At 71.6% G+C, this 17294-nt stretch carries 15 protein-coding genes and 1 pseudogene; 4 read left to right on the top strand and 12 right to left on the bottom strand.

What is annotated here, in order from left to right:
• Positions 1-17: 17 nt before the first annotated feature.
• The 3 genes from HGBR_RS18490 to HGBR_RS15425 are packed head-to-tail and all read right to left on the bottom strand — an operon-like array spanning position 18 to position 3572.
• Positions 18-1145, bottom strand: a complete 1128-nt coding sequence (locus HGBR_RS18490) for a uroporphyrinogen decarboxylase/cobalamine-independent methonine synthase family protein (protein ID WP_019160249.1) — start codon at positions 1143-1145, stop codon at positions 18-20.
• A 34-nt stretch (positions 1146-1179) separates the two neighbouring features.
• Entirely contained in the window at positions 1180-2367 is a 1188-nt protein-coding gene (gene mnmA / locus HGBR_RS15430) for a tRNA 2-thiouridine(34) synthase MnmA (RefSeq protein ID WP_019160248.1), read from the bottom strand.
• Entirely contained in the window at positions 2364-3572 is a 1209-nt protein-coding gene (locus HGBR_RS15425; RefSeq protein WP_019160247.1) for a cysteine desulfurase family protein, read from the bottom strand. The genes mnmA and HGBR_RS15425 overlap by 4 nt, the downstream gene beginning before the upstream one ends.
• Before the next feature lie 81 nt (positions 3573-3653).
• Here HGBR_RS15425 and HGBR_RS15420 point away from each other — a divergent pair, with 81 nt between their 5' ends.
• Both HGBR_RS15420 and HGBR_RS15415 read left to right on the top strand, forming a co-directional pair.
• On the top strand, positions 3654-4004 hold the full coding sequence (locus tag HGBR_RS15420) for a hypothetical protein (protein WP_019160246.1): 351 nt from the start codon (positions 3654-3656) through the stop codon (positions 4002-4004).
• Positions 4005-4049: 45 nt separating this feature from the next.
• Positions 4050-4586 (top strand): hypothetical protein, encoded by a 537-nt coding sequence (locus tag HGBR_RS15415; protein ID WP_019160245.1) that lies wholly within the window; start codon positions 4050-4052, stop codon positions 4584-4586.
• On the opposite strand, the gene HGBR_RS15410 is transcribed toward HGBR_RS15415, so the two are convergent.
• The 5 genes from HGBR_RS15410 to HGBR_RS20960 all read right to left on the bottom strand — a co-directional run bounded on the left by HGBR_RS15410 (position 4541) and on the right by HGBR_RS20960 (position 11625).
• Complete coding sequence (locus tag HGBR_RS15410; RefSeq protein WP_019160244.1) at positions 4541-5581, bottom strand: DUF8094 domain-containing protein; 1041 nt, start codon at positions 5579-5581, stop codon at positions 4541-4543. The two genes, HGBR_RS15415 and HGBR_RS15410, sit on opposite strands and share 46 nt — an antisense overlap.
• Positions 5578-6216, bottom strand: coding sequence for a hypothetical protein (locus tag HGBR_RS15405; protein WP_019160243.1), 639 nt, complete (start codon positions 6214-6216; stop codon positions 5578-5580). The genes HGBR_RS15410 and HGBR_RS15405 overlap by 4 nt, the downstream gene beginning before the upstream one ends.
• Positions 6217-6235: 19 nt before the next feature.
• A complete protein-coding gene (locus tag HGBR_RS15400; RefSeq protein WP_019160242.1) occupies positions 6236-7216 on the bottom strand; it encodes a tetratricopeptide repeat protein in 981 nt (326 codons plus the stop codon).
• Positions 7217-7277: 61 nt separating this feature from the next.
• Positions 7278-9041, bottom strand: a complete 1764-nt coding sequence (locus HGBR_RS15395; protein WP_019160241.1) for a DUF8094 domain-containing protein — start codon at positions 9039-9041, stop codon at positions 7278-7280.
• Positions 9042-9198: 157 nt separating this feature from the next.
• Positions 9199-11625, bottom strand: a complete 2427-nt coding sequence (locus HGBR_RS20960) for an MMPL family transporter (RefSeq protein ID WP_019160240.1) — start codon at positions 11623-11625, stop codon at positions 9199-9201.
• A gap of 115 nt (positions 11626-11740) precedes the next feature.
• Between HGBR_RS20960 and orn the strand changes: the two genes are divergently transcribed.
• Complete coding sequence (gene orn / locus HGBR_RS15385) at positions 11741-12355, top strand: oligoribonuclease (protein WP_040365260.1); 615 nt, start codon at positions 11741-11743, stop codon at positions 12353-12355.
• An 86-nt stretch (positions 12356-12441) separates the two neighbouring features.
• Here the strand turns inward: orn and HGBR_RS15380 are convergent, their stop codons facing one another.
• Entirely contained in the window at positions 12442-13377 is a 936-nt protein-coding gene (locus HGBR_RS15380; protein WP_019160238.1) for an SCO6745 family protein, read from the bottom strand.
• A 111-nt stretch (positions 13378-13488) separates the two neighbouring features.
• Positions 13489-14574, bottom strand: a complete 1086-nt coding sequence (locus HGBR_RS15375) for a PDDEXK family nuclease (protein WP_019160237.1) — start codon at positions 14572-14574, stop codon at positions 13489-13491.
• A gap of 198 nt (positions 14575-14772) precedes the next feature.
• On the opposite strand from HGBR_RS15375, the gene HGBR_RS15370 reads away from it, so the two are divergent.
• On the top strand, positions 14773-15234 hold the full coding sequence (locus HGBR_RS15370) for an SRPBCC domain-containing protein (RefSeq protein WP_019160236.1): 462 nt from the start codon (positions 14773-14775) through the stop codon (positions 15232-15234).
• Positions 15235-15243: 9 nt separating this feature from the next.
• On the opposite strand, the gene HGBR_RS15365 is transcribed toward HGBR_RS15370, so the two are convergent.
• Together HGBR_RS15365 and HGBR_RS20955 are read right to left on the bottom strand one after the other, a co-directional pair.
• Positions 15244-16488, bottom strand: a complete 1245-nt coding sequence (locus tag HGBR_RS15365; protein WP_026077649.1) for an FAD-dependent oxidoreductase — start codon at positions 16486-16488, stop codon at positions 15244-15246.
• Positions 16489-16509: 21 nt separating this feature from the next.
• Positions 16510-16812 (bottom strand): annotated as a pseudogene (locus HGBR_RS20955) (VOC family protein); the annotation flags it as partial.
• Positions 16813-17294 lie beyond the last annotated feature (482 nt).

Raw genomic sequence — 17294 nt, 5'->3', positions numbered from 1 at the left:
GGGTCTCCTCGCGGTCGTCACCCCGCCTGATCCGCGAACGCCCGGGCGAGAGCTCCGGCCATCTGCACATGGGTCCGGCTGCGCTGCGCGGAGGCCTGCTCCGGCAGCAGCGGGACGCTGCCGGTGGGCAGCTCCTCACCCGTGAGGATACCGAAGTCCGCGAGCCCGGCCCGGCCCATTCCCACGCGGGTCCACGGGAGTGCCGCCGCCTCCACCCAGCCGGTCACGGACCCCGCCGCTGCGGCCGCCTCCCCCGGGATCCGCTGCCAGACTCCGCCACCGGTCTCCGTCCATTCCGCGAGCCGCTCCCACTGTCGCAGCAGGGCCGGTGCGAGAGGGTCCGTCTCCGATGCCCAGCTGACCGGTCGCAGCGGCACGCACAGGTGACGGACGCCCGCGTCATCCACCAGAGACGTGTGCGGGATGTCCTTCCCGCCGATCCGCACGGTGGAGAGTCCGGGCAGGGAGAGGATCGTGCCCTCCCCGGTGCGCTGGACCACCGAGCGCAGGCCCGCGACCACGTGCGCATCCGGCACCGCCGGCAGCGTCCGGTAGCCGGAGACCGTGGGCACCCGGCCGGTCAGGATCGCATCGAGGTCCTCCTCGACGAGCCGGATCCGGACACGATCGAGCGGAGTGTCCGGCGACCCCGCGACGACGCGGTGGATGCGTTCGCGCAGCCCCAGGAGTCCGTGCGCGTACGACTGGAGGACGTCGCGGCGCGCACCGGGATCACCCAGGACCGGGGACTCGTCCGGCAGTCCCAGACGGCGGGTGAGCGTCCAGGGTCCGGGGACGGAGACGAGGACCGGGAGATCCGAGGACTCCGCGTACTCGCCCAGCGCGTCGAACGCCCGAGACACGCGCGACGCCTCGCGGCGGGCGTCGAGCGTGCGGGCGGCCGTCGCGGCGCGCCCGCCCAGCAGTCGCCAGCCGGCCGGACCGATGTCCGCGGGCAGGCCCGGCAGCAGCTGGACGGCGAGGCCCAGCGCGTCCGCGGCCCACCGCGTCCCGCCGGCGGCCGGAGAGGACATGAGCGGGAACGGCAGGAGGTTCGGGTGAGTCGAGGCCAGGTCGGCACCGTGGGACACGGCCTCCCGGGGGTCGACGTCCGCCCAGGCCCCGGTGGTCGAGGCGACGCTCATGCGGGGACCTCCGTGCCGTGCACAGGCAGACGCCTCATGAGGCGCGGGCGCGACTGCGCGAGACGTCGATCGTCGCCTGCCCCAGCACACGGGTGCCGCGGTAGATGACCATCGTCTGGCCCGGAGCGACCCCGTGCAGGGGCTCCTCGACGGCCACCCGCAGGACCTGGCCCGCCGGCCGCGGACGGGGGACGACAGGTCCCAGGGGAGCGGCTTCCGCGGCGGGGACCTCCGTGCGCACCTCGCCCAGCCAGGCACGGGCCGGGACCGGGTCGGAATGGGCGCGGATCTGGACCTCGCAGTCGATGCCGGCCTCCTCCGACCGGCCCATGTCCGCCGGTGCGGGACCGGCCCACGTCGTGCGGATGCCCTCGAGCTCGTCGACGGCGAGCGCCTCCTGCGGACCCACCGTCACGGTGTTCTCCTGCGGGTCGACCCCCAGCACGTAGCGGGGGCGACCGTCTGCGGCGGGCCGCTCGATGCGCAGCCCCTTGCGCTGGCCCACCGTGAAGGTCATCGCACCGTCGTGCTCGCCCAGCGCCTCACCCGCCTCATCCTGGATGAGGCCCGGCCGCATGGGGATCTTGTCGCTCAGCCACGCCTTCGTGTCGCCGTCCGGGATGAAGCAGATGTCGTACGAGTCCGGCTTGTCCGCCACGGGGAAGCCGCGACGGGTCGCCTCCGCGCGCACGTCCGCCTTCGACGCGGACGCCCCGATGGGGAAGAGGCAGTGGTCCAGCTGGTCCGGCGTCAGCACGCCCAGCACATAGCTCTGGTCCTTGTTGAGGTCCGCGCCGCGGTGCAGCTCCGGCGTGCCCTCCGCAGACGGGCGGATCTCCGCGTAGTGGCCCGTCGCCACCGCGTCGAAGCCCAGCGCGATCGCGCGGTCCAGGAGGGCCGCGAACTTGATCTTCTCGTTGCAGCGCATGCACGGGTTGGGGGTGCGGCCGTTCGCGTATTCCGCGATGAAGTCGTCGACGACGTCCTCCTTGAACCGCTCGGAGAAGTCCCACACGTAGAACGGGATGCCCAGGAGGCCCGCGACCATGTGCGCGTCGCGAGAGTCCTCGATCGTGCAGCAGCCGCGCGAGCCCGTGCGCAGGGTGCCGGGCATGCGCGAGAGTGCCAGGTGGACGCCCACGACCTCGTGGCCGGCGTCCACTGCGCGTGCGGCGGCGACGGCGGAGTCGACCCCGCCGGACATGGCGGCCAGCACCTTCATCGCGCACCCCCTGCACCCACGAGACCGGCCTGCCGGGAGCGCTCGACCGCCTCCGGCAGCGCGGCCAGCAGGGCGTCGACCTGCTGCTGCGTGGTCTCCGGACCCAGCGTGAAGCGCTGCGCGGACCGCGACTGCTCCTCGTCGAACCCGCAGGCCAGCAGCACGTGCGACGGGCGGGCGACGCCCGCCTGGCAGGCCGATCCCGTCGATGTCGCGAAGCCCGCGGCGTCCAGCAGGAACAGGAGCGAAGCGCCCTCGCAGCCGGGCAGGACCACGTGCACGTTGCCCGGCAGGCGCGCGGGCAGGCCATCGATGTCCCCGTCCAGATCGCCACCGGTGAGGACCGCGTCCGGGACGGTGTCGAGCAGTCCCGCGGCCAGCCGGTCGCGCAGGGCGGCCATCCGGGCGGTCGTGCCGTCCGTCAGGCGCGCGGTCGCGCGCTCCGCCGCGTGCGCGAACGCCGCGGCACCGGCGACGTCGAGGGTGCCCGAGCGCACGCTGCGCTCCTGTCCCCCGCCGTGCAGGACCGGGACGGGCGCGAGCGTCCGGCTGAGCACCAGCGCTCCCACCCCCACGGGGCCGCCCACCTTGTGCGCGGTGATGCTGAGCGCGTCGACGCCCAGGGTCGCGAAGTCGACGGGCACCTGCCCCAGCGCCTGCACCGCATCCGTGTGGACGGGGATGTCGTGGGCGTGCGCGATCTGCGCGATGCGCGCGATCGGCTGCACGGTGCCGATCTCATTGTTCGCGAGCATGACGGACACGAGGCTCACGGTTTCCGGGTCCCGGGCGATGACGTCCGCGACGACCTGCGGATCGACACGGCCGGCCCGGTCGACCTCCAGCCACTCGATCGTCGCACCCCGTGACTCGAGGTGCTCCGCCGATTCGAGGATCGCGTGGTGCTCGATCGTGGAGACGAGCACGCGCGTGCGCCGCGGGTCCTGCGCCAGACGGGCGGCGTGGATGCCCTTGACCGCCAGGTTGTCCGCCTCCGTCCCACCCGAGGTGAACACGACCTGGGCGGGCTCCGCCCCGACCGCCTGCGCCAGTCGCCGGCGGGCGGACTCCAGCCGCACCCGGGCGGCCTGACCCTCCGCGTGCTGGGAGGAGGCGTTGCCGATCCGGCGCAGCTCGTCCGTGTAGGTCCCCAGCACCTCGTCCGTCAGGGGCGAAGTGGCCGCGTGGTCGAAGTAGGCGCGCATAGCACAGGATTCTACCGAAGAGGCCCGGCACGCGGCCCGCCCCGCGGCGGACGGCGACCCCGCCCGCCGTAGACTGCTGGGGTGATCCAGGAACTCACGATCGTGCTCATCGGCTACTCGCTGCTGCTGGCAGCGGTGTCGCTGATCCTCGCCCTGCGCAATCGGGCCGCCGGGCGCGTCACCCTCGTGGGGACCGCCGTCCTGCTGGTGCTCCTGCTGGTGCAGATGGTCGTCTCGATCGTCGTGTGGGGGCAGTCGCCGGACACGGACGGGATCCTGTTCTTCGGCTATCTCCTCACCGCCCTGCTGGTCGTGCCGCTGACCGGGGCGTGGGCGTACGCGGAACTCACCCGCTGGGGGCCCGCGGTCCTGGCCGCCGGTGCCGCGACGGTGGCCGTCATGATCGTGCGGATGGACCAGATCTGGCTCTGACCGCGGGACGCGGCGGCACGGGAGCAGGACGAGGAGGAGCAGGCAGTGGCGACACAGCGGTACACACGTGAGGAGCGGGCCGCCGCCCGTGCGCAGCGGTCCGCGGAGCGGGCCTCCCGCTCCCCCTATTCCGCGGTCCACACCGGTCCCGGCCGGATGCTCACCGCCGTGTACGGCATCCTCGCGTTCGCCGCGATCGGGCGTGTGTCCTACCAGCTGCTGCTGAAGTTCGACGAGGCGCCGTTCGCCTACACGCTCTCCGCCCTGTCCGCGCTCGTGTACATCCTCGCGACCGTCTGCCTGGTGATCGGCAACCGCGTCTCCCACCACATCGCCGTCGCCGCCTGCGTGTTCGAGGCCGCGGGTGTGCTCATCGTGGGCGCGCTCAGCTACACGCACCCGGAACTCTTCGCCCACGACAGCGTGTGGTCGAAGTTCGGGGTGGGCTACGGGTTCGTGCCCCTCGTGCTGCCGTTCATCGGGCTGTGGTGGCTGCGGCGGATCCAGCGCCGCGTGGGGCCTGCGGGATCCGCGGATCAGCCCTCGGCGTCGCCGGAGTCCCCGGAGTCCTCCGCGGCCTGACCGGAGGTCGCCGATTCGAGCATGAACCAGCCGGGCGAGTAGACGGAGATCTCCTCGCCCTGCGTCGTCGCCAGCAGCGGCTGGCCCACCGTGATCGTGATCGTGCTGCCCTCGTCGTCGGTCGACATGACGGCGTCGATGTCCTCGCCCAGATCCACGTAGTAGGACTCCGGCACATTCACGGTGATGGTGCAGCGGACTTCTGCGAAGCTCACCCCGCCGCCCTCGGTCGCCAGCGCGTAGTCGGCCACACCGGCCTCCGTGTCCGGCGCGCACTCCGCACCCACGTCGGAGAAGCCGGTGTCCTCGGCGCCCAGCTCGTCGATGTAGTCGCGGAAGTCCTGGAAGCCGGCATCCGGGAACGCGGGCGCCCCGTCCGGGACCTCCCCCGTCTGCAGGTATTCCGCCGCCTGCTCCGTCACCCGGGCCGCGGCCTCGGTGTGCGCCTCCGGTGCCGTTGAGACGGCACCGGACTCGTCGGCGAGGATCGTGGGCTGCGCGTCCGCGGGGACGAAGATCGACTCGACGACCTTCCAGTCCTCGGCGGCGGAGGCGCGGCGCACCAGCATGGCCTGGACCTCGTCCGCGGGGGCGGCGTCCTCGTCGGCCGACGGCGGCGCCTGGTCCGGAGTCGCGAAGGCCATGTACCAGAGCGGGTAGCCGTCCACGACGGGACCGCCGGCCACGACGTCCGTGTAGCCCACGGCGCCCAGGCTGCGGTCCGTCGCTTGGGCGATGCGCATCTCCGCCGACGTCCGCTCCAGCAGCGGGTTCGCCTGGAGCGGCTCGAGCGCCTCCGGGTCCTCGCCCAGGGCCGCGTCGAGCTCCGAGGCATACGTCGTGAGGAACTCCGCCGCCTCGCCCTGGCGGACGGCCGGACGCTCGTAGGGGGTCAGCTCCGGGCGGGAGGGCTGCGGCATGTCCGCGCAGGCGCTCAGCAGCAGGCCCGCGGAGGCCGTCATCGCGGCTGCGGACAGGAGACGGGTGCGGCTCATCGGACGCTCCTCGCGCTGCCGGGCCTGCGGCGAGCGGGGCGGTAGCGGCTGAACCACCAGCGCAGCAGGTAGAAGAGACCCACGCCCAGCAGTGCGACGGCGCCGCCGTACCCCAGCAGGGCCAGGCCGAAGACCATGCGGACGTCCATCGAGACGGTCGCCTGCGCATCCGCGAGGGTCGCGTCCTCGCCCGCCGCGGTCACGACGATGACCTGGGGGTCCGCGTCCAGGTCGAAGGTGTGCGAGACGGTCGTGCCCGTGTCCTGGGCGGTCCACCAGTCGCGGGAGGCCGGGGCCGCGGCCGGGGCCGGCTCGCCGGCGACCGTGCGGTGGATCGCGGTGTCCGGGAAGTCGACGTCCGTGATCTCCTCGTGCGCGACCCCGGTGAGGTAGTCGTCGACGTCGACCCCGTTCGCGGTGCCGATGAACAGCTCCGTGTCCGATTCGACGGTCAGCGTCGCCTCCGTCCCCTTGAACGGCACGATCGCCTCATCGAGGACGAGCGCGTACGCGCCGTCGGACACCGGGAACGGGTCGGTGCGGGCCACCTCGCCGGAGCCCACGGACATGAGCGCGGAGGTGGACAGCCCGCCCAGCACTGCGGCGCCCGCGAAGCACAGAGAGCCGATCGCCACTCGGATCATCGCAGTGGCCTCAGAAGAGCGCCCGCATGAGTCGGCCGCGCGCCTTCACGACCCGCGGGTCCTCGGCGCCCACCACCTCGAACAGGTCCAGCAGGCGCAGACGGATCCGCTCCTTGTCGTCCGGGGCCGTCGTGGGCAGGAGGGTGAGGAGGCGTGAGAATGCGGCGTCGACCTCGCCGGTCGCCAGTTCGACGTCCGCCGCCTGCAGCGCGGCGTCGACGTCCTTCGGGTCGCCGTTCGCGGCCGCCAGCACGGCCGTCGCGTCCAGTCCGCTGGTGCGCTTGAGCATCTCGACGCGGACCAGTCCCAGCTTCGCGTCCGCGTCCGCGGGCGCCTCCGCCAGTGCGGCGCGGTAGAGCTGCTCCGCTCCGTCCAGGTCGCCCTTCTCCAGCGCCTCGAGCGCCTCCGGGTGCGCCGGCGGCGCCTCGGCGGGCTCCGCGGTGCCGTTCGCGGGCACGGCGGTCTTCGTCATGCCCTGCTGGGCCGCGACCTGCACGACCTGGTCCAGCACCTGGCGGATGGCCGGCTCCGGCTGCGCGCCCTGGAACAGGGGCGCCGGCTGGCCGCCCAGCAGCGCGACGATCGTGGGGATCGACTGGACGCCGAACGCCTGCTGGAGGCGCGGGTTCGCGTCGACGTCGATCTTCGCCAGCACCACCTTGCCGCCGTACGACTCGACGACCCGCTCCAGGACGGGGCTCAGCTGCTTGCAGGGTCCGCACCACTCGGCCCAGAGGTCGACGATGACGGGGACCTCGTTCGACAGGGCGACGAGGCCCTCGAAGCTCGCCTCGTCGACGTCGAAGACCAGAGCGGGCACGGCGACGGCGTCCGGGGGCAGCTGACCGGCGGGGCCGCCGGTTGCCTGCTGCGCGGCAGAGCCGGCCGCGGCCTCGGCGTGTCCGGGGTGCGAACGCGCGGCGGACAGGTCGATGCCCTGCGGGGCACCGGAATCCTGCTGTGCGGCGGGATCGTACGGTGACTGGGTCATGGGAACCTCTCTTCGTATCGGGTTCAGCAGACGGGCGGATGGACGACGGACGGCGCAGGTGTCACTCGCCCAGCGATGCGCCGGTGAAGATCTCGTTGACGCCCACCATGCGGATGGGGTCGTCCTCGCCGGCCGGGACCACCCAGGTCACCACGACCGTACTCGTCTGGTGCAGCTCCTCCGACGTCTCGGTCTCGCCCAGCACGTCCGCGGCGGGCGATGGGATCGTGAGGGTGCCCGTCGTCGATTCGGTGCTGTCCGGGGTGATCGTCGATTCGGTCTCGACGACGCCGGTCACGATCGCGCTGCCGTCCGCGGCGGCCATCGCGGACACCTGCGCATCGTCGCCCTGGAAGTCGAACGACACCTCGGCGCCGCCGGACTCCAGCGCCTCGCGCTGGGAGGACTGGTTGGAGCGGGACTGGTTGACGAACGCGTCCTCCTCGAAGGCGCCCGCGCTGTCCGAGTCCTCGCCCTTGGCCAGCACGTCCGCGTAGGCGGCGGCGACCTCGGCCGGCGGCAGGCGGAAGCCCTCCGCGTCCGGGGCCAGCAGCTCGGAGCCCTCGCGGGGGTCGGCGACCTCCGGGATCTCCGCGCCCGGCTGCAGGAGGGTCTGCGACCACACGGTGTAGTCCGCGCGCGCGTCCTGCTGCGCCAGCACCAACAGCTGGGTCGTGTCCGAGTCCGCGTCCGTCGCGATGACGGAGGTGACGCGCGGCCACATGTCCGTCGCCGAGGTGTGGTTCACGAGGACCTCGTCCGTCGCGATCGCCGGCGGCAGGGTGAAGTCGTCGGAGGCGTCCTTGACCTTGTACGCGGCCTTCCGCTGCTCCAGGGCGGGACCCGAGGCGCGCTTCTCCAGCTGGTCCGCATCCAGGTCTCCGTCCGCGGTTGCCACGGACTCGCCGATCCGGCCCAGGATCGCGGTGACCTGATCGTCCGTGACGGCGGGGCCGGCCTCCGTGGGTGCGGGGGCGGGCTCCGCCTGGGGCAGCTCCTCCGGCGCGCAGCCGGCCAGGGCGATGACGGGGACGATCGCGAAGGCCGCGCCGGTCTCCGCCAGCTTGCGGCGGCGCTCCTGGCGGGCACGGCGGCGCTCCGCCTCGCGCTTCTGCGTGCGGAGGCTGAAGAAGCCCATGATGAGGCCCACCAGCACGATGCCGCCGCCCACCAGCAGGAGCGGGAGCGCCCACGGGGTCGACGTGTCGTTGGGCCACGTGAGGGAGATCTCCTGCGCGGCCGGGGCCTCGCCGTCGGTGCCGATGACGAACGCGGTGCGCTGCGCGTCCTCGTCGAAGTCGAGCGTGACGGTGCCCTCACCGGACTCCGTCGACTCCCACAGGTCGGAGCCGCCGGGGGCCGGCACGGTCGCGAGCTCCTCCGGATCGGCCTCCTGGGCCTCCTCGCCCTCCTGGGCCTCGCCGTCCTCAGCCGGCTCCTCCGTCGCGCCCTCCGTCGTGTCCGCCTCGGGGGCCTCCGGAGCGCCCTCTCCCCCGGTGGTCGTCTGGGCGGCCAGGGTCGTCTCGTCCTGCAGGCCGGTGATCCGGGTGACGTCCGAGGCGCCCACCCACGAATCCGCGTTCTCCTTGGTGGTGCGGGAGATCGTGATCTCCTGGGCCGGGTCCGCCGCGGTCGCGGTCAGCTGCGCAGGGGTGGGATAGAGGTTGAGGACGCCGGGCTCGATGACGACGACGGGGCCGGGCTCGTCCAGCTGCACGGTGGCGGTCCGCTGGTCGTCCGGCGCCCACACCGTCTTCTGCAGGACGCCGAACATCCCCGTGATCAGTCCGATCACGATGATGACGGCTGGCAGCACGTAGCGCACGCGGGTCCTTTCTCAGACGGCCGGGGAACGGAGCGGCTCCCCTCGAAACACAGCGATTCTACCGAACGGCCCCGCACCGGGCACTGAGTCGCCGGTCAGTCTCCTCACGTCGCGCCCTCAGGTCGTGTCCCCCGCCACGTCGGGATGAGTGGCCGCCTCAGTCCCCCACCGCCGCTGCCGCACGGTCAGGACGCGTCCCGTCCGGCTTCGCGGGCCACCACACGCGCGGTCCGATGTCGTACACGAGCGCCGGCACCAGCAGCGTGCGGACGATGAACGTGTCGAGCAGGACGCCGAAGGCCACGATGAACGCCAGCTGCGCCAGGAACAGGATGGGGATGACGCCCAGCGCCGCGAACGTCGCCGCCAGCACGACGCCGGCGGAGGTGATGACGCCCCCCGTCACGACGAGGCCGCGCAACACGCCGTCGCGGGTCGAGTGCCGCAGCGTCTCCTCCCGCACGCGCGTCATGAGGAAGATGTTGTAGTCGATGCCCAGTGCCACGAGGAACACGAACCCGTAGAGCGGCACCGCGGGGTCCGCGCCCGGGAAGCCCAGCACGTGGTTGAAGACCAGCGCGGACACGCCCATCGCGGTGCCGAAGGACAGGACCGTCGTGAGGATGAGCAGCACCGGGGCCAGCACGGAGCGCAGCAGGAGCATGAGGATGAGGAGGATGACCGCGAGGATGACCGGGATGATGAGGTTCCGGTCGTGGACCGCGGTGTCGTTCGTATCGACCGCGGTCGCGCTCACGCCGCCCACCCGGGCGGAGGGCGCCTCCGCGTGCAGCTCTGCGCGCACGTCCCGCACGGCCTGCTGCGCCGCATCCGAATCCGGCGCGACCGTCAGCGTCGCCTCGAGCAGGACCTGACCGTCGGAGACGGTGGGCTCCGCCGCCGAGGCCGTGGGGCCTCCCGCTCCCGCCGGCGGGCCCGCTGCGCCGCCGTCCGCATCCGCGGGAGCACCGTCGCCGGCGCCGCCGGGAGCGCTGCTGCGCTGATCGACCTCGCCGTCCGCATCGAGCGGGAGGGTGCCCGCCGGGGCATCCGCGGCCCGCACGGACACCGAGTCGACGTCCGCGGCCTCGTGCAGCACTCCCGCCGCTTCGGGGATCTGCGATTCGTCGACGAGGACCACCAGCGGGGAGCCGGCGCCGGCCGGGAAGTGCTCGCCCAGGCGCTCCTGGCCCTCGCGCGCGTCCGACTCCGCCAGCACCAGGTCCGACTGCGGCACCCCGTCCGCCCGCAGCTGCGGCACGAAGGCCGCGCCCGCCAGCAGGACGAGGGTGGTCACGACCCACACCGCTCGCGAGTGCCGGCTCACGAACCGCGCCGAGGCCGCCCACACTCCCCGCCCCAGGTCCGGCGGGCGGTGGGCGACGCGGGCAGGCTGGTTTCCGCCGGCGGTGCGGCGGGCCAGGAGGCGGACGGCGGACCGGGTGGAGGCTCCCGAGGTCGAGTCGCCCGACACGGAGCCCGGCGACGCGGCGCGGTCTCCCAGGGGTCCGGTCGCTGCGGAGCTGGTCGCCGCGGAGCCCGCCGTCGGTGCGTGCGGCACGCGCGGCCAGAACGCGACGCGACCCAGCAGGACGAGGACGGCCGGCAGGAAGGTGAGGGCGGAGAGCATCGCGAAGACGATGCCGATCGCGGCGACGGGTCCCAGCGAGCTGTTCGACTTGAGATCCGACAGCAGGAGGCAGAGGAGGCCCGCGATGACGGTGCCGCCGGAGGCCAGGATCGGCTCGATCGACCCGCGCACGGCCTCGCCCACCGCGTCCCAGGCGGAACGGGTGCGGGTGAGCGCCTCGCGGCACCGTGCGGTCACGAGGAGTGCGTAGTCCGTCGCCGCGCCGATCACGAGGATGAAGAGGATGCCCTGCGTCTGCCCTGACAGCAGGAGGACGCCGGCCTTCGCCAGCCACCACACCGTCAGCAGGGCCACGCACAGGGCGAACATCGAGGTGCCCAGCACCGCGAACGGCAGCAGGGCGGAGCGGTAGACGAGGACGAGGATCACGAAGACCGCAGACAGGGCGACGATCAGCAGCAGTCCGTCGATGCCGGCGAACGCGGCTGCCAGGTCCGCGGAGAATCCGGCCGGCCCGGTGACGAGCGCGTCGATGCCGGCCGGGACCTCGGCGGTGAGGGCCTCGTCCAGGGCGACGACGGCCTCGGCGGTGTCCGCGTCCGCGTCCAGCGGGATGAAGGCCTGCGCGGCGACGCCATCGTCGGAGGGGATCGCCGGCGACGCGCCGTCCAGCACGGCGGGGACGGCGTCCGCGGCGGTCTCGACGGCCTGGGCGACGGCATCCAGCTGCGTGTCCGTGAAGGTGTCCGGGGCGACGAAGACGACGACGGCGGGCAGCGCGTCGTCCTCGGAGAAATCGCCCTGGCGGTCCTGGACGACGGTGGCCTCCGCGGATTCGGGGAGGTAGGCGGTGCTGTCGTTCGAGGAGACCTCGTCGACCTTGCCGAAGTAGGGCCCGCCCACACCGGCGCCGGCCAGCCAGATGAGGACGAGGACGACCGGCAGGAGGACGCGCAGCCAGCCGGGCACGCGGTCGGCGCGGAGTGGGGACATGAGCGCCACCCTACGCCCGGGCGTGCCATCGGGACAGGCGCGGTCGTGGTGCGGACGGCCCGGCGGGCGCGCCCCGCGCAGGTGCCGTGTCCGCAGGTGCGCATAGGATCGCACCATGGCTCACGACAGAATCGTATGGATCGACTGCGAGATGACCGGCCTCGAACTGGAGGTCGACGAACTGGTCGAGGTCGCGGCGATCGTGACCGACTTCGACCTCAACCCGCTGGATGAGGGCATCGACGTCGTCATCCGACCCTCGCAGCGGGCGCGGGACAATATGGGCGAGTTCGTGACGAAGATGCACACGGCCTCGGGCCTCATCACGCAACTGGACGCCGGGATGAGCGTCGAGGAGGCACAGGAGCAGGTGCTCGCCTACATCCGGCAGCACGTGCCGGAATCCGGGAAGGCGCCACTGGCCGGCAACTCCGTGGGCACGGACAAGACGTTCCTCGTCAAGCAGATGCCGCAGATCGTCGACCATCTGCACTACCGAATCCTCGACGTGTCGACCATCAAGGAACTGGCGCGCCGCTGGTTCCCGCGCGCCTACTTCCAGTCACCGGAGAAGACCGGCGGTCACCGCGCACTGGGCGACATCCAGGACTCGATCCGGGAACTCGCGTACTACCGGAAGTCCGTGTTCCGCGGGGAGGAGCCGTCCTCGGACGAGGCGAAGACCTTGGCGGCCCAGGTCGTCGAGGCGTACGCGACGGCAGAGGGCTGAGAAGCCCTTCTCCACTCGGCACAGGGCGGCGGCCGGACGGTCCCGTGACGGGGCGTCCGGCCGCTGTCGTGCGAGGCCAAGCTGCGTCAGCTCTTCTTCGCGTCGCTGCCGTGTCCGAAGATGCGGGTGGGCATTGCACCGGAGCTCAGGACCAGTTTCGCGATGATCTTCGCGTCATCGGCCAGGGCGGCCAGCTGGTCGTCGTCGAGCGTCGCCCACGAGGCCGCGACGGCGGCGTCGGTGCGGTCCTCGGCCTCCGCCTTGAGCGCAGTGCCCGCGTCCGTCAGATGCGCGTCGTCACCGGGGCCGGTCAGCAGACCGCGGTCGGCCAGAGCCTGTGCGGCTTCGCGCCACTGCTCCTCCGTCCAGCCGCGGGTCTTCCGCATGGACCACGGGTAGAACGACTTGCCGGTCGCGCTGTCGAGGACGACGGCCTCGAGTCCGGTCAGTCCCACCGTCACGAGCGCGCCGATGTGCGCGTCGCCGCGGCATTCGCGCAGCAGGGTGACCGATCGCCACAGGTCGACCAGAGGCTGGAGTGCCGGGTTCGCGGCGGGGGTCGTGTGGGCCCGCAGTGCGGCGACGTGTGCGGCGTAGAGGGGGCGACCGCTCAGGGGCTGCGTGTCGAGGACCGGTTGGACGGCCTCGGCGATGCGGGTGGCGAGCGCACTGATCTCCTGGGAGTCCAGGCCCACCGCGGCGGGGCCGTCGGAGTCCAGGAGCTGCTGGGCCAGGTTCTCCACGCCGGTCAGTCGGGCCGCAGTCGCGTCCTCCGGTCGCACGGACTCCCAGCAGGCCGGGATCTGCTGCTCGACGTAGTCCGGCGCGTAATTGAAAAAGGTCGCGACGACCAGCTCTGGGGAGGCGACGCCCAACGGCGCGGACCGCTGCGCCAGGTAGTGGGACTCCAGCGGGAGACCCGAGTCGGTGAGTGCCTGCGTCATGGCGGGCGCGAAGTAGGAAGCGGAGTGGAAGGTGTCCAGCCGCTTCGTCGCGGTGCGGATCTGCGCTGCTCGTGTCATGCACCCGACACTACCGATACCGGGTGAGGCGCGTCACATGGGCGGACCGGGATCTCAGAGTGCGGGCGGGGTGAGTGTCCTGGCTGCGGGTGACGGCGAACGGGGCCGGGTTCAGTCGTTGAGGCGGAAGGCCTCGGTCACCTGCTCGATGGTGAACTTCTGCCGCAGGCGCGTCGCCGTGTTCTGGTTCGCGAACATCCCGGTTCTCCAGAAGGCCTGCTCGCGCTGCACCGTGTGGATCCAGTCGACCGGCACGGCCCACTCGGCGCGGTCGTCCTCGTCGTCGCCCTCGTGACGGTAGCGCCCTTCGAGGGGCAGATCGGTCAACCGCATTGCGCGGCCGTCGTGCTCGACCTCCGTCTCATCGAAACGGCGGGCCTCGCCGCTGACCGTCCCGACTCCCACGTAGCCAGTCTTCGGGATGTGGACGAAGACCCGAGCACCGATCGGCAGATTCTTGAGCGTCCGCGAGAACCACATGCCTCCGCCGCCGGAGACGAAGCCGTATCGCCGGGCATCGTTCCAGGAGCGCTCGCCTGCCTCCTCTCCGAAGGCGACGTACCAGTCATGCCCGTTCCAGATCTCACGGGTGCGGGACTGCCCCGCCACCTTGGTCGACGCGGGAGCCGTCTCGTGTTCGACCAGCCAGGACCGAGCAAGGTACGTGGCGCCGTTGTCCTCGAAGTGGCGGAAGAAGACGACGTTGATAGGCACTCCGAAGTCCTCATGCAGGAACCGGACGATGCGCTCGGTCGCCGCGTCGACCGTGGCGGCGACGATCGTGAACGTCTGCGTGCCGTTGACCTCCTCCGGCAGAGTGTCGTTGAAACGCTCAGCGAACGCCTCCTCCAGTACTGCGCCCGGATTGCGCGCCTCGAAGATCGCCTGGATGTCGGCGCGACCCAGTTCGGAGACCCACGATCCGTAGTCCAGCGTCTGTGCCGTCACGTCGCGGGGTGTCTTGTCGCGCTTCAACTCGATAACATGCACGGCCGCCGTCTCGTCGAGAGCCAGCAGATCGATGTACCCACCATGCGCCGTCGCGACCTGACGACCGATGATGAGCAGGGGCTCGCCCAGGATCGCTGGGTCTGACTCGATGAAGTTCTCGAGTTGGGACTCCAGCCCGATCGCAGTCGGGACGATCCGACTCAGTCTGTCTCCCTCGGCGCGCCAGAGCCCCATTTCCAGTGCCACGCGGAAACCTCGATTCGATGTGGTTCGGCAGATGTATGAGTTCTTCTGTTCTGAACCCTAGGTCAGTCCTTCATTGCCGTCCGGGCAGGACAGGCGCCGGGCCGGATGAACCTGATCGTGGCCGCAAGCGCCAGCTGCGTGTCAGGAGGATACTGCGGGTCTCGACCGGGGTGAGCTCCACCACATAGGGTCGATCGCATGGGCAGAACGGACCGCGCCAGCCTCCTCGTCCACGTCGACAGTGCCCGCGTGTTCGAGGCGCTGACGCAGCGCGAGGCGCTGCAGCGGTGGCTGCCGCCGGCCGGGATGCACGGCAGGTTCGAGGAGTTCGACATGCGCGAGGGCGGGTCGTACCGCCTCGTGCTCACCTACGAGGATGCATCCGATGCACCGGGCAAGACATCGGCAGACTCCGATGTCTCCACGACGCGGATCGTGGAGATCGTGCCGGGCGAACGCGTCGTGCACGAGATCGACTTCGAATCCGATGACGCGGCATTCCACGGAACGATGCAGATGGAGTGGAGCCTTCACCCTGTCGAGGAGGGCACGATCGTCGAGGTCGTGGCCCGCAACGTCCCATCCGGCATCCGCGCCCGCGACCACGCCGCGGGACTCACGTCCTCCTTGGCGAACCTCTCTGCGCTGGTGGGACCGTAGGCGGCCCGGTCACGCAGGCCGCTCCCCCACTGCGTCGCAGAGGTCAGGACGCTCGGGGAGGAAGCCGTATCCGATCAGGTGCGCCAGGGTGCGCTGGATCAGAGGCTGCAGGACGCCCGCGCCGGCCGCGATCGGCCGGGGCATGAAGCGGTCGCCGCGAGCTCTCGTCACCCGTCCCAGCCCTCGGTGCGCGAACCGCTGGATGCGCTGCATCGCGCGGACCGGCCGCTCGCGGCGGGCCTGGACCCGGGCGAGCACGGCTTCTGGAACGGTGCCCCCGGCCAGGTCGTCAGCGATCGCGTTGGACAGTGCGACGGCGTCCTGGATCGCGTAGTTGACGCCCACACCGAAGACGGGCGACATCGCATGGACGGCGTCGCCGATCGCGATGAAGCCGGGCCGATGCCACTGCGGTAGGTGGTTCAGCTGGACGGACAGCAGCTTGATCTGATCCCAGTCCTCCAGCGCACCGACGACACCGGTCAGCGGCGGCGCGGCGGAGGCGAGCCGCGCGCGGAATGCGTCGAGGCCCTGCGCCCGCAGCTGAGCGAACCGCCCCTTCGGGATGACAGTGCCGGCCTGGTAGTAGTCCCCTCGCTCGAGGGTGAGCACCAGCCCCTTCGCGGACACGTAGCCCAGCGTCGTGGGCGGCGGGTCCTGCGGCTTGGGCAGGCGGAACCACAGGACATCGGTCGGGACGCCGGTCTCGACCGGGACCAGTTCCGCCTTCTGCCGCAGCAGGGAGGTGCGCCCATCCGAGGCGACGGTGAGCGTCGCACGGATCTCGACCTCCCCCTGGTCGTCCGAGGCACGGACACCCACGATGCTGTGGTCCTTCAGGAGCAGGTCGTGCGCCCCCGTGCGCATCCGCAGGTCGAATCCCGGCAGCCGCGCGCCCTCGGATGCCAGGAAGTCGAGGAAGTCCCACTGCGGCGCGAACACAAGGAAGTCGTCCGGGCCGGGGAGAGTGGAGAAGTCGACCGCCGTGAACCGCGAACCGTCGACGACCGCGTCCATCGTCGGAACGCGTGACAGCGGTAGGTCGAGGAGCCTCTCGGCCAGACCCAGGTCGCGCAGCACGGTGATGGTCGAGGGGTGGATCGTGTCGCCCCGGAAGTCGCGCAGGAAGTCCGCGTGCTTCTCCAGCACGGTGACGTTCAGGCCGCGGCGGGCCAGGAGGCAGCCCAGCACCATCCCCGCAGGCCCTCCGCCTGCGATGACGCAGTCGCGTTCGAGGACGTCTGGCGTGTTCATGAGCTGCTGTCCCCGCAGCGGTCAAGAATCACGGCTGGAGAGCACGCAGAATTCGTTCCCCTCCGGGTCTCGCAGGACGGTCCACCCGTCCGCCTCCGTCTGCCCGACATCCGTATGCGCGGCCCCCAGCTGCAGGAGCCGTGCGATCTCCTCATCGCGGTCCTGAGAGGTGTGCGGAGCGAGGTCGATGTGCAGGCGATTCTTCACCGACTTCTCCTCCGGGACCCGGACGAACGCCATCCCCTGCCCCGCACAGCGCGCGGGGGAGTCGTCCACGCCCAGGACCTGCACGCCCTCGAAGTGGGACGGGTCGTTCGCGGCCTCGATCAGGACTGGTCGGACCTGGGACCACAGCGTGTTCCAGGTTGTCCCGAGCTGGCGGGCCAGGCCCTGGATCGTTGCTCCCTCACGGCGGAGCTGTCCGGATGCCCAGCGGATCGCGCGCGTGCTCAGCAGCCCTCGCGCAGCGCAGACTTCCGGGTTCTGCTCAACGACGGTGGCGACGTCGCAGAGGGGCTCGCGACAGATCCAGCGGCGTTTGCGCCACCGGATCCGTACCGGCCGCCCTGCCCAGGGCGTGTCGATCATCGAGGTCACGATCCGGCCGTGACCTGTGGCGATGACCCCGCAGCCGGGGCAGCCGGTGACTGGATCGCAGACTCAACCTCGAGCACCAGGCCTGCGTGGCCCTTCAGTACCGCGGTCAGATGGAGGCTGGGGAAGTCGAGGAGGAGATCGCATCGGCAGCAGCGGTTGAGAGTGTCGGAGCAGGCACACGTAGAGTTGTGCGTCGTCGAGGTCCTTGG

It is taken from the genome of Brevibacterium senegalense (assembly GCF_000285835.1).
Classification (GTDB): domain Bacteria; phylum Actinomycetota; class Actinomycetes; order Actinomycetales; family Brevibacteriaceae; genus Brevibacterium; species Brevibacterium senegalense.
Note: the sequence above shows the minus strand (reverse complement) of the source record. Positions and strands in the feature narration are given on the sequence as shown.